We start from the raw sequence: 22,955 nt of genomic DNA, 5'->3' as shown, positions 1-22,955 counted from the left end.
CGCAGACACGGCGCCGCCGGCAACGATAGTCAGCCGGCCGCGTCGTGCGGTCCGGCGTAGGCAAGCCGCGCCTTCATATGGCCAAACCCGGCGCGTCATGCAAGTGAAAAAACCGGGCGCGCGCACGGCGGCGCGGCCCGGATATGCAACGGCTGCGCAGCGCGTTGGCGCTGCGCATGCACGGCGCTCAGCGCTTCTTGCGCGGCGCCTGCTTCTTGGGCGTCGGCTTCACGGCCGAGCGCTTCTTCGCGGTCTTGGCGGCGCCGCGTGCCGCGCGCGCCTCCTTCACCGCGACATTCGGCGCCGGCGCTGCCTTCTTCTGGCGCGCCATGTCGCCGCCCGGCAGCGCACGCACGCGTGGCCCCCCCTCCATGCCGCCCTTGTCGACCGGCATCGGCCGGTTGCCGCCCGGCTTCACGGGCGTATCGCGCACGAGGCGGAAGTCGATCTTGCGCGCGTCGAGATCCACGCGGCTCACCTGCACGCGCACGCGGTCCGACAGGCGATAGCGAATGCCCGTGCGCTCGCCGCGCAGCTCGTTCTTGATCTCGTCGTACTGGAAGTAATCCGAACCCAGTTCCGTCACGTGCACGAGGCCTTCGATGAAGAGCGCGTCGAGCTGCACGAAAATGCCGAACGACGTCACGCCGCTCACCATCCCGCCATACTCTTCGCCGAGCTTGTCGCGCATGAAGTAGCACTTGAGCCAGGCCTCGACATCGCGCGAGGCTTCGTCGGCGCGGCGCTCGTTCGCCGAGCAGTGCAGGCCCAGTTCCTCCCAGATCGCCGTGTTGGCGCCCCGGGCGCGCTTGCCGCGCTTTTCCTCGTCCTCGGCCTGCAGCGCGCGGGCGCGCGGGGAGAGCGCGGTATTGAGCTCGACGCCCTCGGGCGCCTGCGGCTGGTACTTCTTGCCCTGCAGGATCGCGTAGATCGCGCGGTGCGTGAGCAGGTCGGGATAGCGGCGAATCGGGCTCGTGAAGTGCGCGTAAGCCTCGTAGGCAAGACCGAAGTGGCCGATATTGTCCGGGCTGTACACCGCCTGCTGCATCGAGCGCAGCAGCATGGTCTGCAGCATCTGCGCGTCGGGCCGGTCGCGGATGTGCGCCATCAGCGCGGCGTAATCGCTCGCGTGCGGCGTGTCGCCGCCGCCGAGCGTAAGGCCCATGCCGCGCAGGAAGGTGCGCAGGTTTTCGAGCTTTTCGGCGGTCGGCCCCGCATGTACGCGGTACAGGCCCGGGTGCTTGTGGCGCTTCATGAAGTCGGCCGCGCACACGTTGGCCGCGAGCATGCACTCTTCGATCAGCTTGTGCGCGTCGTTGCGCTGGCGCGGCACGATCTGCTCGATCTTGCCTTGCGCATTGCAGACGATATACGTCTCGGTCGTGTCGAAATCGATCGCGCCGCGCTTCTGGCGCGCCGCGAAGAGCGACTTGTACACGCCATACAGATTCTGCAGTTGCGGCAGCAGCGCCGCGCGGCGCGTGGCCTCGGGGCCCTTGGTGTTGGTCAGCACCGCCGCGACTTCGGTATACGTGAGGCGCGCGGCCGAATGCATGACGCCCGGATAGAACTGATACGCCTTGATCTCGCCGCGTGCGGTGATCACCATGTCGCACACGAGCACACAGCGGTCGACGTGCGGATTGAGCGAACAGAGCCCGTTCGAGAGCTTCTCGGGCAGCATCGGAATCACGCGGCGCGGGAAGTACACCGACGTGCTGCGCTCGATCGCGTCCACATCGAGTCCGCTGCCCGGCAGCACGTAATGCGAGACGTCGGCGATGGCGACGATCAGGCGAAAACCCTCGCCACGGCCGACCTGCATCGGCTCGCAATACACGGCGTCGTCGAAGTCGCGCGCATCTTCGCCGTCGATGGTGACGAGCGGCACGTCGCGCAAGTCCACGCGATAACGAATGTCGGTCGGGCGCACGGCGTCGGGCAGCTTCGCGGCTTCGTCGAGCGCGGGCTTGCTGAACTCGTGCGGCACGCCGTACTTACGCACGGCGATCTCGATCTCCATGCCCGGATCGTCGATGTCGCCGAGCACTTCCATCACCCGGCCGAGCGGCTGCGAATGGCGGCTGGGGAAGTCGGTGAGTTCGACGACCACGACCTGGCCGACCTTGGCCTTCTTGGGATTCTGCGTGACGAGGATATCGTGGCCGATGCGCTTGTCTTCCGGCGCGACGATCAGCGCGCCGTTCTCGTTGAGCAGGCGCCCGATGACACTGCGGTTCGCACGGTCGGTGACTTCGACGATATGCCCTTCCGGCCGCCCGCGCCGGTCATAGCCGACGATGCGCGCGAGCACGCGGTCGTTGTGCATGACCTTCTGCATTTCGCCTTGCGGCAGGAACAGGTCGTCCTGGCCGTCGTCGCGCACGAGGAAGCCGTAGCCGTCGCGATGCCCCTGCACGCGGCCCGCGACGAAATTCGAAGGATGGGCGAGCTGGTAGTGGCCGCGCGCGTCGAGCCGGATCTGCCCGTCGCGTTCCATGGCGGCGAGCCGCCTGAAGAACCCTTCACGCTCCTGGCGCTTGATGGCGAGCGCCTCGGCGATATCGTTCGCGGTGCAGGGCGAGTCGCTGGTCCGCAGCACGCCGAGAATCTCTTCGCGGCTGGGAATCGGATACGGATATTTGCTCAAGGGCTTGTCGATGGTTGTTCTCGTTGCGTGGACGTCGGATTGTGCGCGGCCCGAACTTGCAGTCCATACGGGCGGCGCCCCGGTCTTCGAGTGCTGCAATCTGTCGGCCCGTACGTGGACTGCCTGACCGCTCGCACTGCGTGCGCCACGCTGCACGCAGCACCTGAATCCCGTACTTGTGCCGGCGGAACTTCTGCGAGGCATTCTAACACCCGCATCGCACCCTACGAGCCGTGGGAACGGCCTCGCGGCGCCATGAGACGGCCACCCGACACGCTCGGCAACGCTTCGGCCGCCGCGTTTCGGCGCCTCGCACAAAACGCTTGACAGGCGTCCTGCACCCGCTATAATTTTGGTCTTTGCTGCACAACACGTTGAACAGCAAACGACACCTTGCCCAGGTGGCGGAATTGGTAGACGCACCAGGTTCAGGTCCTGGCGGTGGCAACACTGTGGAGGTTCGAGTCCTCTCTTGGGCACCAGATTCAAAAGGCCGGCTCCACGCCGGCCTTTTTCATTTCGGGCCAATTCCATTTCGAGCGATAGCGGCGAGTACAACTACCCCGCCATTGCGCAAAACACAGCAGCGGCGTTCCCGGTATGACGTTTTTCGTAAAAAGATCGATTGACAGACACACGAAATCGCGCCATAATTTCTTTCTAGCTTGAAGATGTGCCCAGGTGGCGGAATTGGTAGACGCACCAGGTTCAGGTCCTGGCGGTGGCAACACTGTGGAGGTTCGAGTCCTCTCCTGGGCACCACGTCTCTCAAGCAGAACTGGCAGTACCCAGGATTCATCGAAAAAGCCCGCAACTTTGCGGGCTTTTTTGTTTTGCGTGTTTTGCGTTAAACGCGCTCACTCATGCGACCCTAGCGGCGAAGGAACGAACGCCGAATCGGCAATCCTCGCCTGCTCACCCGACTGAAAGATCCAGCGTCGGCGCATCGGCTGCAAGATCACCTTGGCGCTCACGCCAGCCATCATTGCCACGCAGGCAACCATGTCGAACACCATGTTCCAGCCGCCGTGAATCGCCAGCAGCGTAGCGACAGGCACGAGCATTGCCGCGGTGCCCTTCGCGGTGTAGAGCGTGCCGGCATTGCCGGCCGCGTATTTCGCCCCGAATGTATCGGCGCAGGTCGCCGGAAAATTCGAAAAAATATCGCCGTAGAACAGGAACACGAGCCCTGAGAACAGTATGAAGAGATACGGGTCGTGGCCAAACGCGCGCAAACCCAGCAGCGCGAGCCCCTCGCCGAGAAACGTGATGAACATCGTATTTTCGCGGCCGATGCGATCCGAAATCAACCCGCACAACGGCCGCGTGAAGCCGTTGCAGAGATTGTTGATCGAGAGCGTCATGGTGAGCAGCGGCAGCGTCGCCGCGACCAGGGTGACCGGCATCGACGCGAAACCGTAGCTCTTCGCGATCGGGCCGATCTGCGCCGTTGCGATGATGCCGCCCGCCGCCACGCAGACGAACATCGCGTACATCACCCAGAATACGGGTGCGCGAACCATTTGCTTCGTCGTATAGTCGGTCTTCGTCGCCACGATACGCTTCATGCCCGCCGCGTGTGCGGGAGGCTTCGGCCGAACCATCACCAGCGCGAGCGCCATGATGCAGGCACCCTGAAGGAGTCCGAAGAACACGAATGCGCGCTCATAGCCGGACCGCTGGATCATGTTCGAGATCGGAATGACCGTGAGCGCCGCGCCTGCGCCAAAGCCTGCCGCGGTCATGCCGGCGGCGAGACCGCGCCGGTCGGGAAACCATTTGAGCGCGGTGCCGACGCACGTGCCGTACACGCAGCCCGCGCCGATGCCCGAGATCACTGCCGCGACGTAGAGCACCGGCAGCGCGGGCGCCCATGCGTCGAGCACCCAGCCTAGCGCCACGCAGCACGCTCCGCCCATGACCACGGGGCGCGGGCCGAAACGGTCGACCAGCCAGCCCTCAACGGGCACGAGCCAGGTTTCCGTCACGATGAAAAGGGAAAAGGCGAGCTGGATCGCCGCCTGCCCCCAGTGATGCCGTGCGTCCATCGGCACGACGAAAAGCGTCCACGCATATTGCAGGTTCGCCACGAGTCCCATGCAGAGAATGCCGGCGACGAGCTGCACCCAGCGGTTGTGCCGCCGGGCCGTGTAGCCGCCATCGATGCGATCGGTATTTGCCACGTTGTCTGTCTCCGTCCGTTGTCAAATCGCGCGGGCTGGTTTCACATCGCCTCGACGCCGATGCGTGCGCCATTTCCCGCGTTATAACCAGCGCGGCGGACGCAAGTCCGCTGCGCCATGCTGCAAATGTCAAGCCGCTTCGAGTTGCCGCAGCAGCGCATCGACGCTGCCCTTCGCATCGCCAAACAGCATTCGTGTGTTGTCCTTATAGAAGAGCGGATTGTCCACGCCGGCATAACCCGTCGCCATGCTGCGTTTGGAGACGACCACGGTGCGCGCCTTCCACACCTCCAGCACCGGCATGCCGGCGATCGGGCTGCCCGCGTCCTCCTGCGCGCCCGGATTGACGATATCGTTCGCGCCGATCACGAGCACGACGTCGGTGCTCGTGAAGTCCTCGTTGATTTCGTCCATTTCGAGCACGATATCGTAAGGCACCTTCGCTTCCGCGAGCAGCACGTTCATGTGGCCCGGCAAGCGCCCCGCAACGGGGTGAATGCCGAAACGCACACGAATGCCCAACGCGCGCAGCCGCCGCGTAATCTCGCTGATGGTGCCTTGCGCCTGCGCGACGGCCATGCCATAGCCCGGCACGATCACAACCTCCTGCGCGTCGCGCAACAGCGACCCGACTTCGTCCACGCTGGTCGCCACGACTTCGCCTTGCGGGGCTTCGCTTGCCGTGGCGCTCACCGCGCCGAAGCCGCCGAGGATCACCGAAACGAAACTGCGATTCATCGCGCGGCACATGATGTAGCTGAGAATCGCGCCGCTCGATCCAACCAGCGCCCCCGTCGTGACGAGCAGATCGTTGTCGAGCATGAAGCCCGTTGCCGCTGCCGCCCAGCCCGAATAGCTGTTGAGCATCGAAACCACCACGGGCATGTCCGCGCCGCCGATCGCCATCACGAGGTGCACCCCGAGCGCCGCCGCCAGCACGCACATCACGATCAGCGCGTAGAGTGCGTCGCCGGCGCCAGGAGCACTGACGAAGCGATAGCCGAGCGCGATGCACGCGCCCAGCACGACCGCGTTGAGCAGATGCCGCGCGGGCAGCACGAGCGGCTTGCCGCTCACCGTGCCCTGCAGCTTCAGGAACGCCACAATCGAACCGCTGAACGTGACCGTGCCGATGAAGGCGCCGACATAAATCTCGGTGTCGTGAATCGCGCGCTCTACGCCGCTCATCGCGGCCCTGGGCGAGAGAAAGTTCGCAAAGGCGATCAGCGTGGCCGCCAGGCCGACGAAGCTGTGCAGCACCGCGACGAGCTGCGGCATCTGCGTCATCTCCACGCGGCGCGCGAGTACCGCGCCGAGCCCGCCGCCCACCAGCGCGGCGATGAGCGCGACTTGCAGGCCCGCGCCGCCCGTGACGAGCAGCGTGGCGAGCACGGCGATCACCATGCCCGTCACGCCATAGAGATTGCCGCGCCGGGCGCTGGCAGGATGACTCAGCCCGCGCAGGCTGAGGATGAAGAGCGTCGCCGCGCCAAGCCACGCCATGTTGCCGATTCCGTTGAGCATGACGTCTCCTCAGGTCCGTTGGAACATCTTCAGCATGCGCTGGGTGACGAGAAAGCCGCCCGCGATGTTGATGGTCGCGACGACGAGCGCAACGCCCGCCAGCACGGTCACGATCGTGCCGGCGTTGCCCGGATGCAGCAACGCGCCGATCACGATGATCCCGCTGATCGCATTCGTCACGCTCATGAGCGGCGTATGCAACGAGGGCGTGACGTTCCAGACCACCTGATAGCCGACGAATACGGCCAGCACGAACACGGTGAAGTGCGCAACGAACGCGCTCGGCGCGACCGCGCCGAGCGCGAGCAGCAGCAACGCGGCAACGACCAGCACCGCGAGCGACCCGATGCCGTTGCGGCGCGCGGCCTGTGCGCTGGCTTCTTTCGCGTTGCCGCTCGCGACGGCAACGGGCTTCGGCTCGGTGGCCGCCTGCGGCGTCGTCGAAACCTGCACCGGCGGCGGCGGCCAGCACACCTGGCCACGCTGCATGACGGTGGTGCCGCGCTGCACGACGTCCTCCATGTCGAGCGAGAGTTCACCGTCTTTTGCGGGTGTGAGATCGGTCAGCAAATGGCGGATGTTGGTCGCGTAGAGCTGGCTCGACTGGTTCGCCATGCGGCTTGGCAAATCCGTGTAACCGATCACGGTCACACCGTCCGCATTCACGACTTCACCCGGGCGAGTGAGTTCGCAGTTGCCACCCTGCTCGGCCGCCATGTCGACGATCACGCTGCCCGCGCGCATGCATGCCACCGTCTTCGCGTCGATGAGGCGCGGCGCCGGCTTGCCTGGAATCAGCGCCGTCGTGATGATGATGTCGACATCGCGCGCCTGGGCCTCGAAAAGCGCCATCTCCGCTTCGATGAACTTCGCGCTCATTTGTTTGGCGTACCCGCCCGTGCCGCCGCCCTCCTCCTCGATATCGATGCTCAGGAACTCCGCGCCCATGCTTTCGACCTGCTGGCCGACTTCGGGGCGCGTATCGAACGCCCGCACGATGGCGCCGAGACCGCGCGCGGCGCCGATCGCCGCGAGCCCGGCCACACCCGCGCCGATCACGAGCACCTTGGCGGGCGGCATCTTGCCGGCCGCCGTGATCTGCCCCGTGAAAACGCGGCCAAAATGCTGGGCCGCTTCGACGACCGCGCGATAGCCGGCCATGTTCGCCATCGAACTCAACGCGTCGAGCTTCTGCGCGCGCGAAATGCGCGGCACGCAGTCCATCGCGAGCACCGTTGCCTCGCGCGCCGTCAGTTGTTCGAGCAGCGTGGCGTTTTGTGCCGGCCAGATAAAGCCGATAAGCGTGGCGCCAGGCTTCAGGCGCTGTACTTCTTCGCTCGAAGGCGCACGCACCTTGATGACGATATCGGCGCCGCTCAAGAGCGCATGGGCGTCGTCTACGACGCGCGCGCCCGCCGCACGGTAGGCGTCGTCCGGGTAAGAAGCCCTGACGCCTGCCGTCGTTTCGATTTCGACGACATAGCCCAGTTTGATTAGTTGTGCCACGCTTTCCGGCGTCGCCGCGACGCGTCGTTCGCCTTCGTGTGTCTCGCGGGGGACCGCAATCGTCAACGCCATGTTGCGCCTCCGTGCTTCATAAAGGAGCGCGCTGCGGCGGGAACAAACGGAATCGGCGGCGCGCCAATACACCTGGCGCGCCGAAAGCGTAGCCACGACTTCATGAAACGTCTCCTGTGTCGGCCGGATCTAGTGCGCGAGCGCTGACTCCGGCCCCATGTTGGAATGCTTGATATGCCGCGGCTCGATGAGGGCTTTGCCCTATGACACGCCCAGGCCCGGCGAATTGCCGCTCTTCAGAAATGCAAGCGCCGCCTCGCGCGCACCGGCAATGGCGGCCGCCTCGCTTTCGAATACGGTTTCGTCGACTACCCATTGGCGGGGCAAGACTGCGGCCGCCGATGCGTCGGCAGCGGGCTCGACCGCGTGGATCGCGGCGAACGCGGCCCAGCCGCCGTTGTGAATCATCTGCCGGGCCGAGAGTTCGACCTCGAAATGTCCGAGTCTTTCGGTGTGCATCGAAGAGCTCCCGAGGTTTCAGGATTGCTGGGCCTGTGCTTCGAGTTCGGTGATGCGTTTCTTGAGCGCGCGCTCCTCCTGGAAGCGCACCGTTTCATCGCGGATCACGGCGACGATGCCGTCGAGTTCACCCTGCGGCGAGTGCAGCAACGCCACGGTGAAGGCAATGGAAAGCGGCTTGCCCGCCTTGTCCACGGCCGGCACGCGCAGCACGTCGTTGCCGTAGCGCGTCTGGCCGGTCGCCATCGTCTTGTGATAGCCCTCCCAGTGACGGCCGCGCAGCCGCTCGGGAATGATCAGGTCAAGCGTCTTGCCGAGCGCCTCTTCCTGCGTATAGCCGAACATGCGCGTGGCCGCGGGATTCCAGAACGTGATGTCGCCGGCTGCGTCCGAGATGACGATGGCGTCCCCGATGGCGTTTGCGAGCTGCTCGAAATCGATGGCGGATTGCATGGCGATGACTATGTGGGGTGAGTCGTTTATCTTCGCCGCGCGGCACGCACATGCCGCGCGGCGTCTTGCCTGCCAGGCTGTCACGACGGGTGCTGCACGGGCGCAGCGTTGGCCGCGCCCGCTTCCTGCAATCAGCTTGTGAAACGCGAGGCGGAACTCAGACCGCGCGCATCTCGTGCAGCGCCGCGATCTGCTGCGGCGTGTAGCCGAGGTCGGCCAGCACCTCGTCGGTGTGCTCGCCGAGCAGCGGCGAACCCGTGATCTCCGGCTTCAGGTCCGAGAACTTGATCGGGCTGCCCACCGTGAGGTACGAGCCGCGCTCCTTGTGCGGCACTTCGACGATAGTACCGCTAGCGCGCAGCGACGGGTCATTAGCAATTTCCTTCATGCTGAGCACCGGCGCGCACGGAATGTCGAACTTGCGCAGGATGTCGACGGCTTCGTACTTGGTCTTGTCGGCGAGCCACGCTTCGATCGTCGCGAAGATGTCGAAGATATGCGGCTGACGCGCTTGTGCCGTGTTGTAGTTCGGGTCGTCGATCCATTCGGGCTTACCCAGGGCGCGGCAGATCGGCTCCCACGCATGGCCCTGCACCGTGAAGTAGATGTACGCGTTCGGGTCCGTCTCCCAGCCCTTGCACTTGAGCACCCAGCCCGGCTGGCCGCCGCCGCCTGCGTTGCCGCCGCGCGGCACGACATCGCTGAACGTGCCGTGCGGGTACTGCGGGTATTCCTCGAGGAAGCCCACGCGATCGAGACGCTGCTGGTCGCGCAGCTTCACGCGGCACAGGTTGATCACGCTGTCCTGCATCGACACGGCCACCTTCTGGCCCTTGCCGGTTTTATCGCGGCCGATCAGCGCCGTGAGAATGCCGATGGCGAGGTGCATGCCCGTGTTGCTGTCGCCGAGCGCGGCGGCGCTGACCGTGGGCGGACCGTCCCAGAAGCCCGTGGTCGAGGCCGCGCCGCCCGCGCACTGTGCGACATTCTCATAGACCTTGAGGTCGTCGTAGTGGTGGCCTTCGCTGAAGCCCTTCACCGAAGCAACGATCATCTTCGGATTCAGTTCCTTGATGCGCTCCCACGTGAAGCCCATGCGATCCAGCGCGCCGGGGCCGAAGTTTTCGACCATCACGTCCGATTCGCGAATCAGCTTTTCCAGCACTTCCTTGCCTTCGGGCTTCTTCGTGTCGAGCGTGAGCGAGCGCTTGTTGCTGTTGAGCATGGTGAAGTACAACGCATCGGCTTCGGGGATGTCGCGCAGTTGCGAGCGCGTCACGTCGCCGGCGCCCGGGCGCTCCACCTTGATCACGTCCGCACCGAACCACGCGAGCATCTGCGTGCAGGCGGGACCGGCCTGTACGTGCGTGAAGTCGATGATCTTGATACCGTCGAGGGGTTTGCTCATTTCTCGTATCTCCTGGTCTACCTGATCTACCTGATCTATGGGGGGCTTATTTCTTCATCGCCGCGCTTTGCGGATTCAGATTCGTGAGACGGCCGCTTTCGGTCCCGGCCGATTCGTCGATGATTGCGTTGATCAACGTGGGCTTGCCCGACGCGATCGCTTCGAGCAGCGCGCTCGTGAGTTCTTCAGGGGTCGTCGCCTGATGGCCGATGCCGCCGAACGCCTCGATCATCTTGTCGTAGCGCGCGTTCTTGACGAACACCGTCGGCGCGACGTCACAGCCGCCGCTCGGGTTGACGTCCGTGCCGCGATACACGCCGTTGTTGTTGAACACGATGGTGCAGACCGGCAGGTTGTAGCGGCAGATCGTTTCGAGTTCCATGCCCGAGAAGCCGAACGCGCTGTCACCCTCGATCGCCACGACCTGCGTGCCGCTCGTGACGGCCGCGCCGATCGCGAAGCCCATGCCGATGCCCATGATCCCCCACGTGCCCGAGTCGAAGCGCTTGCGCGGCTGGTACATGTCGATGATGCTGCGCGCGTAATCGAGCGTGTTCGCGCCTTCGTTGACCACGTTGATGTCGGGGCGCGTCTTGAGTACGTCGCGGATGGCGCGCAGCGCGCTGTGGAAGTTCATCGGCGACGGGTTCTTCGCGAGCGTCGCGGCCATCTTTTCGAGGTTCTTGTCCTTGCGTTCGGCCACGGCTTCGAGCCACTCGGCGGGCGGCTTCGGAAAATCGTTGCCGAGCCCTGCAACGAGCGCTTCCACGCATGAACCGATGTCGCCGATCACGGGCGCTTCGATGGCGACGTTGCTATCGATTTCCGTCGGCGCAATGTCGATCTGCACGAACTTCTTCGGTCCGGCGGCCGCGCCCCAGGTCTTGCCCTTGCCATGCGAGAGCAGCCAGTTCAGGCGCGCGCCGATCAGCACCACGGCGTCCGACTCGGCCAGCACGAACGAGCGCGCGGCCGACGCCGACTGCGCGTGCGTGTCGGGCAGGAGACCCTTGGCCATCGACATCGGCAAATACGGAATGCCGCTCTTCTCGACCAGTTCGCGGATTTGCGCGTCGGCCTGGGCATAGGCGGCGCCCTTGCCGAGCAGGATCAGCGGGCGTTTCGCATTCCTGATCACATCGATCGCGCGTTGCACCGCATCCGGTGCGGGAAGCTGGCGCGGCGCCGCGTCGACGACCTTGATGAGCGACTGCTGTCCCTTCACCGCGTCGATGGTCTGCGCGAGCAGCTTGGCCGGCAGGTCGAGATACACGCCGCCGGGGCGGCCCGAAACGGCTGCGCGAATCGCACGCGCCACGCCGACGCCGATGTCCTCGGCATGCAGCACGCGATACGCCGCCTTGGCATAAGGCTTCGCCGCGTTGAGCTGGTCCATCTCTTCGTAGTCGCCCTGCTGCAGGTCGACAATCTCGCGCTCGCTCGAGCCGCTGATGAGGATCATCGGAAAGCAGTTCGTGGTCGCGTTGGCCAGTGCCGTGAGGCCGTTCAGGAAACCCGGTGCGGAGACGGTCAGACAGATGCCCGGCTTCTTCGTCATGTAGCCCGCCACGGCCGCGGCATTGCCAGCGTTCTGCTCATGCCGGAAGCCGATGAAGCGCATGCCCTCCGCCTGCGCGAGACGGGCGAGATCGGTAATCGGAATACCGACGAGACCAAAGATCGTGTCGATATCGTTGAGTTTCAGCGCGTCGATGACAAGATGAAAACCATCGGTCGTTTGCTGCGCTTCCGGCACAGGGTTCTGCTGTGCCTCGTTGATGCCTGCTTCTGCCATGACGTCTCCTCTTTGGCGGGGCGTTGTGTGATTCGTGATATACAATATTCCACACACAATATTAGTCAAGACGTTTTTTTACCCATGCTGCGTTTGCTGCACTGCGTCGCGCCGCGCTGCACTGTGGTTGCCGCGTGCGAGCGCTCACCAGGCGGCAATCCTTGATGCGGCACACCATGGGCAAACACGCTCGATCGGCTCAAACGTCCTGACAAATTTGTTACGGAGTCCATACTTTCCTTTCAGCATCGCGACGCTCATTCAGACAATTTGCGTATGGATGCCGCTTACTCATGCGTCGAGCCGAACTGAACCGGTGGTTCGACGCGGCGCGCCCTGCGCTTCAATCCAGAAAATCGCAGTTGGCTTCCACGAACAGCGCGAGTTCGATCGAGTGCTGCCGCACGAGTTGCTCGACGCGCTCGGTGTCGCGGGCCTCGAGCGCCTCGATAATGCGCATGTGCTCGACGATCGAGCGCGACGCGCGATCGCTCTGCGCGATCGTCATGCGCCGGATCGCGCGCACATGCATGAAGATGTTCTTGATGGTGTCGACGATGATGGGCGACTTCGAAAGCTCCACCAGTGACTGGTGAAACATGATGTTCGCTTCCGAGTATTCCTCTATATGGTCCGAGGGCGTCGAATCGCCGAAGGTCGCGAACATGCGCCGCAGGTCCGCGATGTCGTCGTCCGAAGCGCGCTGTGTGGCGAGGCGCGCGGCGATGCTTTCGAGCGCGGCCCACATATAGATCATCTCCACGATCTCCTTGCGCGTCTTGCGCAGGATATAAACACCGCGTCGCGGCACCGTGCGCAGAAAGCCCTCCTGTTCCAGCAGCGTCATCGCTTCGCGAACCGGTGTCCGGCTCACGCCGAGCTTCTCGGTCAATTCCTTCTCGTCTAGCCGGATCTCGTCTCGCGAGCGGTAGATGTCGGTTTCGGCAATAGCCTGCTTGAGCTTCGCGTAAGCCTGATCGCGTAGCGAAGCCGTTGCGTTGATCGGCTCCAGCGTCAGGGTGACCGGGGGCATCCCGGTAACGAGTTCTCTTTCGGCGGACATCGGTCGTTTGTCTCCAACGTTCTGTTTAGCCGGCGCTACTCGGAAATTTCATATTTCCAATACAATATATCAGCAACTCGCTTATCGCTAAGCGGGGTTTACGCCTACCGTGTGCGTGCCTCGCTCGATTTGCGGGCTTGCCCGCAATCCATACATCTTTACTTATATTTTTCGAAAAAAACTTTAACTATCGCTTATTCATTGGCGCTTCTACTCTTGTTTCACGCCACTCGACATGAGGAGACAGCCATGAGCCACCTGGACACCCGCCACGATCGTCAACTGGACGCGCAGCTGTGCGCGTTCAATACGGCATTTGCCGAACTGGGTCTGCGTTTTCGCTGGGATGCGCGTACCCTCTACTCGCTCGCATCGATTGCCGGTGAACATGCGCGCGTGGCCGCCTATATCGAGACGAATCACCCGCATCTGCTGAAGGCCTACAGCATGGAATTTCTGTGCGAGGCGATCCTGGCGCGCAAAAACGCGCAGGCGCCCGGTGAATGGCCGCTGACGACGTCCGCTCAGCGCGGCTCACAGGAATCGGGCATGGCAGCCGCCATGGAGCAGGATTGGCGCGAAGGCGGTCTGCCGGCGCTTGCCGGCGCCTGATGCGTGCGCACAACGTCCGGCACCGATAAAGACGAAACCCGTCTGGATTAGGGCGAACTGGCGCACGATCCAGACGGGTTCGATTTCGAAGGAGAACGCAGGCGCGCTGCGCAAGCCAGCGCGCTCAGGCGTCGCCGCGCGCCCCGGCCTCTTCTTCCTGCAGCTTGCGCCACAGAATCTTGCCGCTGCCCGACTTCGGCAGCGCCTCCACAAACTGCACGATGCGCGGCGCCTTGTATGCGGCCATGTTGTCGTGCGCCCAGGCGATGATGTCGGCTTCGTTCACGCTGCCGGCCTGCTGCGGATCGAGTACGACCACGGCCTTGACGGTCTCGCCGCGGCGCGCATCCTGGGTACCGATGATGCACACCTCGTTGATCGCCGGATGCCGGTACATCAGTGCCTCGACCTCGGCCGGCCAGACCTTGTAGCCCGACGCGTTGATCATGCGTTTCAGGCGGTCGGTCATGAAGTAATAGCCTTCTTCGTCGCGCCGCACGAGGTCGCCGGTACGCAGGAAACGCTTGCCGTCGCGTTCGATGAACGCTTCGCTCGTCGCCTTGGGGTTGCGCCAGTAGCCCAGCATCACCTGCGGCGCATGCATGATCAGCTCGCCCGCATCGCCTGGCGGCACCTCCTCCAGCGTGATCGGATCGATCACGCGCGAGTCGACGTCGAATACCGGAATGCCGAGACACTGCGGCTTGGGACGCTGCGGCGGATTGATATGGGTGGCCGCCATGGTCTCCGACATGCCGTAGCCTTCGACGAAGTCGAGCCCGGTGAGATCCTTGAGCTTCTTCACCACCGCGTCGGGCATCGTCGCGCCGCCGCCTCGCATCCAGGCGAGGCTGGACAGATCGTACTCGTGAATGCGCGGGTTCGAGATGAAGTCCACCACCATCGTCGAGATCGCCTGCCAGCCGTTGATGCGGTAGTGCTCGATCGCACGCGCCGCGGCGTCGCGATCCCAGCGCGGCAGCAATACCACGGTCGAGCCGTTGTAGATCGGGCTGTTCATGCCGCCCTGCATGCCGGTGACGTGAAAGAGCGGCAGCACCGAAAGCTGTACGGCATCCTGATTACTTCCGAACCAGTTGCAGCCACCCACGGCCGTCGCCATCACACTGCGATGCGTGTGCATGCAGCCTTTGGGCTTACCCGTCGTGCCCGAGGTGTACGGCATCACGCAGAGGTCGTCGGGGCCGGCGGTGAGCGCGCCGGGTATGCAGCGCGCCTCGAGCACGTCGGCCCAGTGCGCAACGCCCGGGCCGCTCACGGCGCGCGGCGCGCTCACGAATTCGGGCGGCGGCGAGAACGGCTCGCACTTCAGGTAATCGCTGTACGTCGCGACGAGCAGATGCTTCAAGCCCGCGTCTTCCTGCACGAGCGGCGCAATCCGCGGGTAGAGATCCTGCGCGACGAAAGCGGTGGTCGCGCCGCTGTCTTCCACGTAATGCGCGAGTTCCTCGGTGAGGTTCATCGGGTTGACTGGCACCACCACTGCATTGGCGCGCAGGATGCCGTAGTAGGCGATGATCCACTGCGGACTGTTCTGCATGTAGAGCAGCACGCGGTCGCCGGCCTTCACGCCGCATTCCTGCTGCAGATAGCCGGCTACGCGCTCGGCCTCGTCCTTGAACTGCGCAAACGTCACGGGCGTGTCGTAGAACACGATGAACGGCTTGTCGGGATAACGCGCCGCCGAGACTTCCGCGTTATAGAAGAGATTCGTTTGCGGAATGCTCAGATGCGGCGAAAGATGCGCGGGCCAATGCGGCGAGGCCGGCTGCGGGGATGACGGCGAATGTGCAGAAAGCGTCGGGGCGGACGTGGACATGGCGGGCTCCGTCAGGCAAGACTTGTGAAGAACGCGGGCGCCAGCCGCTCGCGTACGGCCGGCGCTGCGTACCGTGCGTAATCAGACGATGCTGGCGCCGCCATCCACGGCCAGATACTGGCCCGTCATGTGCCGCGACGCCTGGCTTGCGAGAAACACCACGGCGCCCTTGAGATCGCCGTCGTCGCCGAGACGGTGCAGCGGCGTATGGTCGATCACGACCTGGCCCAGCTTGTCGAGCAGGCCCGCCGACATCTTCGACGGAAAGAAGCCTGGGCAGATCGCGTTCACGTTGATGTTGTACTTGCCCCATTCGGCAGCCAGCGCACGCGTGAAATGGATGGCCGCGGCCTTCGAAGTGTTGTACGCGATGGTCTGCATAGGCCCGAGCGACCCCTTCAGGCCGGCAATCGAAGCCACGTTGATGATCCTGCCACGCTGGCGCGGGATCATGCTGCGCTTGCCCACTTCACGCGCGAGAAAGAACGGCGCGTTCACATTGAGGTTCATGACCTTGTGCCACGCCTCGTCGGGATAATCCTCGGCGGGGGCGCCCCACGTCGCACCCGCATTGTTCACGAGAATGTCGATCTGGCCGCAGGCCGCCAGCGTCTCGTCCACGAGCGGCTTCGCAGCCTCGGCGCGCTGCAGGTCGCTCACGATCGTGGTCGCCTTGATGCCGAGCGCCTGCAGCTGGCCCGCGGCCTCGGCCAGTTCGTCGGCCTTGCGTGCCGCGAGCACCACGTGGCAGCCCATCTCGCCGAGCGCCTGCGCCATTTGCAGACCCAGCCCGCGCGAGCCGCCGGTGATGAGTGCGACCTGACCACCCAGCTCGAACATTTCCCTGACCCGCATGCTTTTGTCTCCTTGATATCTGCCGACCGGCCGAAGTTCCGCATTGCGGAACGCGACGAATGCTAACGATTCTAGCCGGGCCCGCCAGTCAGAAAAATAGGGAAAAGCACGACCGTTCATTAAACGGCATTTGTGCTTTTCCCGCTGAACGTATGCGGGCTGGGTACCCTGAAAAGGAAACAGGTGAGTAGGCTTCTCGGGCAACATTCCGGCCACATGGGCGCGGGCAACATGATCGGCCTGACGGCGTCGTACACGACCGGCCCGATCAGCGTCATCGCGGGCTTCCAGCAGAACAGCGACAACTCGAACAATAAGCAGCAGTCAGACCGGCATCTCGATCGGCCTTTCGCACATTTAATCGCCTTCTTTTAAATTACATTTAAATTACTAATAAAACAAATAGCTTTCACATTCAGTCGAATTCCCCAGGGATTACTACGGGTTCCAGCCTGGATGCATGCAAATGTTTAATGCCGGGCGTACACTGCTGGCGCGCGGCCCGTTGCGGGGGGGCCGCACCAAGCCATACAAACAAGCCACACAAGGCAATGCCGACGCGTGCATGAGATTGCGTGAGGCGCACAAGCGCTCACTGCGACCGACAGCTTTGCATGGGGTCGCAGTAAGCGCTGAAGCGCTAACTGCGACCGACAGGAGACATGGCATTGCCCGCAGTATCACAGGAGAACAATCAACATGAGCTGGACGCGTGAACAGAAGAACGTCACGATCGCGGCGTACCTGGGATGGACGCTCGATGCATTCGATTTCTTTCTGATGGTTTTCGTTCTGAAAGACATCGCCACCGAATTCAACACCAAAATCCCGGCAGTGGCTTTTGCCATTACGTTGACACTGGCCATGCGCCCGCTCGGCGCGCTGATATTCGGCCGCCTCGCCGACAAATACGGCCGCCGTCCCACGCTGATGATCAACATCGCGTGTTACTCGCTGCTCGAGCTGCTCACGGGCTTCTCGCCCAACCTCGCGACCTTCATCGTACTGCGCGGGCTCTTCGGCGTCGCGATGGGCGGCGAATGGGGCGTGGGCTCGGCGCTCACCATGGAAACCATTCCGCCCAAATCGCGCGGCATCGTTTCCGGGCTGCTGCAGGCGGGTTATCCGAGCGGCTATCTGCTCGCCTCGATCGTGTTCGGCGTGCTGTATCAGTACATCGGCTGGCGTGGCATGTTCTTCGTCGGCGTGCTGCCCGCGCTGCTCGTGGTCTATGTGCGTATGCACGTGCCCGAGTCGCCGGCCTTCAAGGAAATGGAAAAGCGCGCGCGTCCGAGCCTCATCACCACGCTCAAGCACAACTGGAAGCTTTCCCTGTACGCCATCGTGCTGATGACGGCGTTCAACTTCTTCTCGCACGGCACGCAGGACCTGTATCCGACCTTCCTGCGCGAACAGCACCACTTCGATCCGCACACGGTTTCGATCATCACCATCGTGCTCAATATCGGCGCGATCGTGGGCGGCCTCTTCTTCGGCCGCGTTTCGGAAAGCATCGGCCGCCGCAAGGCGATCTTCATCGCCGCGCTGATCGCGCTGCCGGTGCTGCCGCTGTGGGCGTTCTCGCAAGGGCCCGTGCTGCTCGCACTCGGCGCGTTCCTCATGCAGATCTCGGTTCAGGGCGCCTGGGGCGTGATTCCGGTGCACCTCAACGAAATCTCGCCTGACGAAGTGCGTGCGACCTTCCCGGGCCTCGTCTATCAGCTCGGCAACCTGTTCGCTTCGGTGAACGCCACGCTGCAGGCGTCGCTCGCCGAAACGCACAACCAGGACTACTCGATGGCCATGGCTATCGTCGCCGGCACGGTCGCCATCGTGATCGCAGTGCTGATCCCGTTCAGCCGCGAACGTCGAGGCATCGACATGACGCAGACCGCGAAAGCGGTGTCGGGCGTCTGACATGCCGCACGCGGCGGCCCCCGCAACGAAACGCCGCCGCACCGCAGCAACACAACGAAAGGCCGTGCCGGGTTCGCCCGCACGGCCTTTTCGCTGGTTCTGACGACGCTCGAGCACCCGCACATCGGGTAAGACCTCCTGGCTGCAGGGCGCGCGGCGTTGCATGATGAAAGGCATCCGCCTGCCCTACCGCCCGGAGATCCACCATGAGCGAAACGCCCCAGCCTGATCCGGCGAGCCCCGTGGCAGCTTCCGCACCTCAGGCAGCCCCATCTCGGCCGGCCGCACCTCAGGCGGCCCCTCCCGACACCGACGGCATCTGGTACGCCTCGTACCCTCGCGGCGTGCCGCGCGAAATCTCCGCTAGCCGGTACGCCTCGCTCACCCACTTCTTCGACGACTGCACGGCGCGCTTCAGCGAGCGCGTCGCCTATGTGAGCGCCGGTTCGCCAATGACCTACGCCGCGCTTGCCCGCAGGGCCACGGCGTTCGCGTCCTGGCTCCAGGGCGCGGGCGTGCAGCCAGGCGAGCGCGTCGCGATCATGCTGCCCAACACCCTGCAGTATCCGGTTGCCCTCTTCGGGGCGCTCAAGGCCGGCGCCGTGGTCGTCAACGTCAACCCGCTCTACACCGCGCGCGAGCTTGCGCATCAGTTGCAGGACAGCGGCGCGCAGACCATCGTCGTGTTCGAGAATTTCGCCGCCACACTCGAAGCAGCGCTGCCCGGCACGCGGGTGCAACGCATCCTCGTGACGGCGCTCGGGGATTTGCTGGGCGAAGGACTGAACCTCAAGGGCCGCTTCGTCAACCTCATGCTGCGCCACGTGAAGAAGATGGTGCCGCCCTACCGTCTGCCGCGTGCGGTGCGCCTGCTCGATGCACTCGCGCAAGGCGCGCGCGCCCCACGCGCGCCGGTGGCGACCCACGCCGACGATCTCGCGCTCCTCCAGTACACGGGCGGCACCACGGGTATCGCGAAGGGCGCGATGCTCACGCACGGCAACGTGCTCGCGAACGTGCAGCAGGCGAAGGCCTGGGTCGGCAACCAGCTCGACGCCAACGCCGAGACGGTGCTCACGCCGCTGCCGCTCTATCACATCTATTCGCTCACCATCAATGCGCTGATCTTCCTCGCGCTCGGCGGACGCAACATCCTGATCGCCAATCCACGCGACATGAAGCGCGTGATGAAGGTGCTGCAGCACGAGACGTTCAGTTGCATCAGCGCGGTCAACACGCTCTACAGCGCGCTGCTCGACAACGCGGCATTCCGCCAGCGCGACTTTTCGGGCCTCAAGCTCGCGATGGCGGGCGGCATGGCCATGCAGAAGGCCGTCGCCGACCGGTTCCGCGCCGTGACGGGCAAGCCCGTCGTGGAAGGCTACGGTCTCACCGAGTGCTCGCCGATCGTCTCGATGAATCCCGTGGATATCGCGGGTGCAGACGCCGGTCAGCCGCCTCCGGAAGGCTCGATCGGGCTGCCCGCGCCTTCCACACAAGTGCGCTTTCGCAAGGACGACGGCACGTGGGCCGGCATCGGCGAACCAGGCGAACTCTGCGTCAAGGGCCCGCAAGTGATGAGGGGCTACTGGAACCGCCCCGACGAGACGGCAAAGGTGTTTGCCGACGGATGGCTCACGACCGGCGACATCGGCGTGATGGACGCGCGCGGCTATATCCGCCTCGTCGACCGTAAGAAGGACATAATTCTCGTGTCGGGTTTCAACGTGTATCCGAACGAGATCGAGGATGTGGTGGCGATGCACCCCGGCGTGCGCGAGGTGGCGGCGATCGGCGTGCCCGATCCAGTGCTGGGCGAGCGCGTGAAGGTATTCATCGTGAAGCGCGATCCCGCGCTCACGCAAGCCGCGCTGATCCAGTTCTGCCGCCAGCAGCTCACGGGCTACAAGGTGCCGCGCATCGTGGAGTTCCGTGCGTCCCTGCCTCAGTCGACCGTCGGCAAGATCCTGCGCCGCCAGCTGCGCGACGAAGAAATCGCCAAAGCGGCGAACCGATCCCGGACGTGAGATGTCGCTGCGCGTTCGCCAAGGTGATCTAAGGGAAATCGCGAAGCGTCACCCCGCGCGCGCATGCGAGCCGCGCGAGCACGAAACGGTCCGAGGGACGCAACGCGCCGATCAAGGCCGCGCCTGACTCGATACCCTGCGCGATGCGCATGTGCCACAGGGTGCCGATGTCGTTATCGGGCACGTCGGCACAGCCGTCGCCCAAGCCCCACGCAACGCATCCCGCGCTCGCCGCGGCGCGCGCGAGCACGCGGCCCTCGGCGAGCGCCGGGTCGTACACCGCTGCGCGAGGCGCAAACGCTGCGCGGGGCGCAAACGCTGCGCTAGCACGAGGCGCGCGCTCGCCAAACGCAACGCCAAGCGCATGCGCCTGCCATGCCGCGCCTAGTGCCACGGCACCGGCATCGCAGAGAAAAGCCCGCCTGTTCATCGAGTCCTCCGTGCGCTTGCCAATCACCTGCCAATCACTACGCAGTCTTGATTAAATCGATCACGTATAGCCACGCTGCGCACGCCACGCCTCGGGCCAGATGCCCTGCTTGCCCGGCGAGAGCACCCCCTGCGGATCGAGTGCGTCTTTCACCGTTTGCGCGAGACGCAACAGCGCGCCGTTGTTGAAGGCGTACTGCGCCGCGGCGTAGTCCATGTAGAGCAGATGCGAGCGGTAGACGCCGTAGCCGGCCGCGCCCGCGTCGCTCATCAGCGAGCGCAGCAGGTCCCCCGCGCGTGCCGCATCATCACGGCGCTCACGCGCGAAGATCGCCGCGAATATATGGTGCAGATGGCGCCCCGCCGCCGTGAAGCCGCCGTAGTAATCGAAACCGTACTCGGCTGCGCGCGCCTTGACGAGCGCGTACTGGCGCAGCGCGTCGCGGCCATCGGCGGGACAGAGCGGCGAAAAGTCCACGTGCCCACCGTCGCCGCCGCGCCAGTCGAGCATGCGAAACGCGCTCATCGCGGGAATGCCGGCGAGATTGCGGTCGCCGCCGCCCTGCGGTTCGTCGCCTTCAGCATAGCGCCGCGCCGAGAAACGCACGTCAGGCACGCCGGCAAACGCACGCTCGACGATGCGCCGCTCCACGTCGATCACTTCGGGCGCGCCATAGAGCGCGTAATGCAGATTCCAGCGGCCCACGCCCAGATCGCGCTGCATCGCGGCAACGGCGGCCTCGGGCATCGCGCCCTCGCCTTCGTACCAGCGCTCGCGCGGCGCGAGGCTCGCGGCGCGGCGGATCGCGCCTTCGATCACCGCGTGCTGGCGTATCGTGCCGCCAAGCTGCAGCGCGCGCAGCGTATCGACGAGCACGCCGAGATCGTCCTCGCGCGCGAACTGGATTTCACCAATCACGAATGCCTGCGGGGCCGGCATGAGCCAGAGCCCCATCTTCGTGACGACGCCGTAGTTCGACTGCGTAAAAAGCGCATCGAACGAAGGTCCATAGCCCGGCCGGTAGAGTTGCCACGCCGTGCCGTTCTCGATCGCGCCCATGCCGGTGCGCACCACGTCGCCGTTGGCCAGCACGACCTCCATGCCGCACTGCGACGCGGCGTGGTCGCCGTACGCGGTCGTACCGAAGCCGCGCTCGAGCGTATTGCCGACCACGCTGCCCCAGCCTGCCGCGGGTGGATCGACCCACAGACGCAGATGCTGCTCGCGCAGATGCGCGTGCAAATCGAAGTAGCTCACGCCTGGCTCGACGCGCGCCCACGCGAGGCGCTCGTCCACCTCGAGGATGCGGTTCAGGCGCTGCAGGTCGAGCACGACCGAGCCCGGCAGACGCGGCGCCGCACCGCCGTAGGCGAAGTTGCGCCCGGTGGACACGGTCCACAGCGGCACGCGCGTTTCGTTCGCGACGCGCAGGATCGCGCGGATCTCCTCGACACTCGCCGGGAGGATCGCCGCCGAAGGCGCGAAGGCATGCGCATCGGCGAGCGGCACGAACGGATCGAAATACGGATCGAGCGCCGCGCCGACGCGGCAGACGTTCGGCGCGCCCACGATGCCTTCGAACGCAGCGAGCGCACGCGCGAAACGGGCCTCGTCGATGCCGGGAGGCAAGGTGGGCGCGGGATGGCGCGCGGGATCGCTCATGAGCCCACTCCGCCGGCGTCGCGCATCACCACTGCCCGGGCTTGCCGCCCAGCGCGCCGCATACGTCCAGTGCGATCTCGCGCAGCCTGGATTCTGTCTGCGGCCCCGAGAGCGCATAGCCCGTGCGCTCGGTGCTCCAGTAGAACGTGCGGCGGTTGCCGTCGCGCAAGAGGCGCACGGGGTCGCGCTCCGCAGCCGAACTGCCGACATAGAGCGTGAGGCGCTCGCCCGCGTCGTTCTCATACATGAATTGCGCGGCTGGCCCCGTGTTGCCGGGCAAGAGACGCCCGCCCACGAGCGTGTAACCGTACTCGTCCAGCGACGGCACCGAGAGCGGCTTGCCGAGCCGCCTGGAAAGCCACGCGACGAGATGCGCCTCGTCGGCCGCGCCCACTTCGACGGGATGCCGCTGCTCCGGCGAATACACCGCGTACGCGATGTCGGCGCGGCGCGCGAACGCTTCGGGCGTTTCGGCGCGCGCGGCCGCCGGCGTCGAGAC

At 64.7% G+C, this 22,955-nt stretch carries 18 protein-coding genes and 2 tRNA genes; 6 read left to right on the top strand and 14 right to left on the bottom strand.

Translation table 11 applies throughout. The features are described from left to right. Window positions 1-187: 187 nt before the first annotated feature. Entirely contained in the window at window positions 188-3,073 is a 2,886-nt protein-coding gene (rnr, locus tag BHE01S_RS24330) for a ribonuclease R (protein WP_407669547.1), read from the bottom strand. Here rnr and BHE01S_RS24325 point away from each other — a divergent pair. Together BHE01S_RS24325 and BHE01S_RS24320 are read left to right on the top strand one after the other, a co-directional pair. Next, a tRNA-Leu gene (locus BHE01S_RS24325) sits at window positions 3,046-3,132 on the top strand. The genes rnr and BHE01S_RS24325 overlap by 28 nt on opposite strands. 193 nt (window positions 3,133-3,325) lie before the next feature. Further along, a tRNA-Leu gene (locus BHE01S_RS24320) sits at window positions 3,326-3,412 on the top strand. A 95-nt stretch (window positions 3,413-3,507) separates the two neighbouring features. Here BHE01S_RS24320 and oxlT read toward each other — a convergent pair. The 8 genes from oxlT to BHE01S_RS24280 form a co-directional block, all read right to left on the bottom strand. Next, the gene (oxlT, locus tag BHE01S_RS24315) at window positions 3,508-4,833 is read right to left on the bottom strand and encodes an oxalate/formate MFS antiporter (RefSeq protein ID WP_042268587.1); all 1,326 of its coding nucleotides are present in this window, start codon (window positions 4,831-4,833) and stop codon (window positions 3,508-3,510) included. A gap of 129 nt (window positions 4,834-4,962) precedes the next feature. Next, window positions 4,963-6,357 (bottom strand): NAD(P)(+) transhydrogenase (Re/Si-specific) subunit beta, encoded by a 1,395-nt coding sequence (locus BHE01S_RS24310; protein WP_042268586.1) that lies wholly within the window; start codon window positions 6,355-6,357, stop codon window positions 4,963-4,965. 9 nt (window positions 6,358-6,366) lie between these two features. Beyond that, on the bottom strand, window positions 6,367-7,935 hold the full coding sequence (locus BHE01S_RS24305; protein ID WP_042268585.1) for a Re/Si-specific NAD(P)(+) transhydrogenase subunit alpha: 1,569 nt from the start codon (window positions 7,933-7,935) through the stop codon (window positions 6,367-6,369). A gap of 201 nt (window positions 7,936-8,136) precedes the next feature. After that, window positions 8,137-8,394 carry a hypothetical protein gene (locus BHE01S_RS24300; protein WP_042268584.1) on the bottom strand — a complete coding sequence of 86 codons (258 nt, stop codon included), beginning with the start codon at window positions 8,392-8,394 and terminating at the stop codon, window positions 8,137-8,139. Between the two features lie 18 nt (window positions 8,395-8,412). Beyond that, entirely contained in the window at window positions 8,413-8,847 is a 435-nt protein-coding gene (locus BHE01S_RS24295; protein ID WP_042268583.1) for a PAS domain-containing protein, read from the bottom strand. A gap of 157 nt (window positions 8,848-9,004) precedes the next feature. Next, window positions 9,005-10,255 (bottom strand): formyl-CoA transferase, encoded by a 1,251-nt coding sequence (frc, locus tag BHE01S_RS24290; protein WP_042268582.1) that lies wholly within the window; start codon window positions 10,253-10,255, stop codon window positions 9,005-9,007. 46 nt (window positions 10,256-10,301) lie between these two features. Then, window positions 10,302-12,050: an oxalyl-CoA decarboxylase gene (gene oxc, locus BHE01S_RS24285; protein WP_042268581.1), complete on the bottom strand. Its 1,749-nt coding sequence runs from the start codon at window positions 12,048-12,050 to the stop codon at window positions 10,302-10,304. Window positions 12,051-12,393: 343 nt separating this feature from the next. Beyond that, on the bottom strand, window positions 12,394-13,113 hold the full coding sequence (locus BHE01S_RS24280) for a GntR family transcriptional regulator (RefSeq protein WP_042268580.1): 720 nt from the start codon (window positions 13,111-13,113) through the stop codon (window positions 12,394-12,396). Between the two features lie 249 nt (window positions 13,114-13,362). Between BHE01S_RS24280 and BHE01S_RS24275 the strand changes: the two genes are divergently transcribed. Next, complete coding sequence (locus BHE01S_RS24275) at window positions 13,363-13,725, top strand: hypothetical protein (RefSeq protein WP_042268579.1); 363 nt, start codon at window positions 13,363-13,365, stop codon at window positions 13,723-13,725. Window positions 13,726-13,849: 124 nt separating this feature from the next. Here the strand turns inward: BHE01S_RS24275 and BHE01S_RS24270 are convergent, their stop codons facing one another. Together BHE01S_RS24270 and BHE01S_RS24265 are read right to left on the bottom strand one after the other, a co-directional pair. Next, window positions 13,850-15,565, bottom strand: coding sequence for a long-chain fatty acid--CoA ligase (locus BHE01S_RS24270; RefSeq protein ID WP_042268578.1), 1,716 nt, complete (start codon window positions 15,563-15,565; stop codon window positions 13,850-13,852). Window positions 15,566-15,646: 81 nt separating this feature from the next. Beyond that, a complete protein-coding gene (locus BHE01S_RS24265) occupies window positions 15,647-16,420 on the bottom strand; it encodes an SDR family oxidoreductase (RefSeq protein ID WP_042268577.1) in 774 nt (257 codons plus the stop codon). Between the two features lie 183 nt (window positions 16,421-16,603). On the opposite strand from BHE01S_RS24265, the gene BHE01S_RS39905 reads away from it, so the two are divergent. The 3 genes from BHE01S_RS39905 (at window position 16,604) to BHE01S_RS24255 (ending at window position 20,364) form a co-directional block, all read left to right on the top strand. Then, window positions 16,604-16,795 (top strand): hypothetical protein, encoded by a 192-nt coding sequence (locus tag BHE01S_RS39905; RefSeq protein WP_407669546.1) that lies wholly within the window; start codon window positions 16,604-16,606, stop codon window positions 16,793-16,795. Between the two features lie 324 nt (window positions 16,796-17,119). After that, window positions 17,120-18,337, top strand: coding sequence for an MFS transporter (locus BHE01S_RS24260; protein WP_042268576.1), 1,218 nt, complete (start codon window positions 17,120-17,122; stop codon window positions 18,335-18,337). 206 nt (window positions 18,338-18,543) lie between these two features. Beyond that, the gene (locus BHE01S_RS24255; protein WP_084069165.1) at window positions 18,544-20,364 is read left to right on the top strand and encodes an AMP-binding protein; all 1,821 of its coding nucleotides are present in this window, start codon (window positions 18,544-18,546) and stop codon (window positions 20,362-20,364) included. 28 nt (window positions 20,365-20,392) lie between these two features. On the opposite strand, the gene BHE01S_RS24250 is transcribed toward BHE01S_RS24255, so the two are convergent. From BHE01S_RS24250 to BHE01S_RS38515, 3 genes are all read right to left on the bottom strand, one after another. Next, entirely contained in the window at window positions 20,393-20,794 is a 402-nt protein-coding gene (locus BHE01S_RS24250; protein ID WP_157025607.1) for a hypothetical protein, read from the bottom strand. Between the two features lie 60 nt (window positions 20,795-20,854). Further along, a complete protein-coding gene (locus BHE01S_RS24245) occupies window positions 20,855-22,456 on the bottom strand; it encodes an FAD-binding oxidoreductase (protein ID WP_042268574.1) in 1,602 nt (533 codons plus the stop codon). Between the two features lie 25 nt (window positions 22,457-22,481). Then, the coding region (locus BHE01S_RS38515; protein ID WP_042268573.1) for an anti-sigma factor family protein at window positions 22,482-22,955 on the bottom strand (474 nt) is incomplete at its 5' end.

Origin of the sequence: Paraburkholderia heleia NBRC 101817 (assembly GCF_000739775.1) — a bacterium.
GTDB lineage: Bacteria > Pseudomonadota > Gammaproteobacteria > Burkholderiales > Burkholderiaceae > Paraburkholderia > Paraburkholderia heleia.
The sequence above is the reverse complement of the archived record's forward strand: the minus strand, read 5'-3'. Positions and strand labels throughout refer to the sequence as shown.

Coding starts and splice junctions, on each gene's coding strand:
- BHE01S_RS24310 (WP_042268586.1), bottom strand. CDS start 6,357: ATGCTCAACGGAATCGGCAACATGGCGTGGCTTGGCGCGGCGACGCTC.
- BHE01S_RS24305 (WP_042268585.1), bottom strand. CDS start 7,935: ATGGCGTTGACGATTGCGGTCCCCCGCGAGACACACGAAGGCGAACGA.
- BHE01S_RS24300 (WP_042268584.1), bottom strand. CDS start 8,394: ATGCACACCGAAAGACTCGGACATTTCGAGGTCGAACTCTCGGCCCGG.
- BHE01S_RS24295 (WP_042268583.1), bottom strand. CDS start 8,847: ATGCAATCCGCCATCGATTTCGAGCAGCTCGCAAACGCCATCGGGGAC.
- frc (WP_042268582.1), bottom strand. CDS start 10,255: ATGAGCAAACCCCTCGACGGTATCAAGATCATCGACTTCACGCACGTA.
- oxc (WP_042268581.1), bottom strand. CDS start 12,050: ATGGCAGAAGCAGGCATCAACGAGGCACAGCAGAACCCTGTGCCGGAA.
- BHE01S_RS24280 (WP_042268580.1), bottom strand. CDS start 13,113: ATGTCCGCCGAAAGAGAACTCGTTACCGGGATGCCCCCGGTCACCCTG.
- BHE01S_RS24275 (WP_042268579.1), top strand. CDS start 13,363: ATGAGCCACCTGGACACCCGCCACGATCGTCAACTGGACGCGCAGCTG.
- BHE01S_RS24270 (WP_042268578.1), bottom strand. CDS start 15,565: ATGTCCACGTCCGCCCCGACGCTTTCTGCACATTCGCCGTCATCCCCG.
- BHE01S_RS24265 (WP_042268577.1), bottom strand. CDS start 16,420: ATGCGGGTCAGGGAAATGTTCGAGCTGGGTGGTCAGGTCGCACTCATC.
- BHE01S_RS24260 (WP_042268576.1), top strand. CDS start 17,120: ATGAGCTGGACGCGTGAACAGAAGAACGTCACGATCGCGGCGTACCTG.
- BHE01S_RS24255 (WP_084069165.1), top strand. CDS start 18,544: ATGAGCGAAACGCCCCAGCCTGATCCGGCGAGCCCCGTGGCAGCTTCC.
- BHE01S_RS24250 (WP_157025607.1), bottom strand. CDS start 20,794: ATGAACAGGCGGGCTTTTCTCTGCGATGCCGGTGCCGTGGCACTAGGC.
- BHE01S_RS24245 (WP_042268574.1), bottom strand. CDS start 22,456: ATGAGCGATCCCGCGCGCCATCCCGCGCCCACCTTGCCTCCCGGCATC.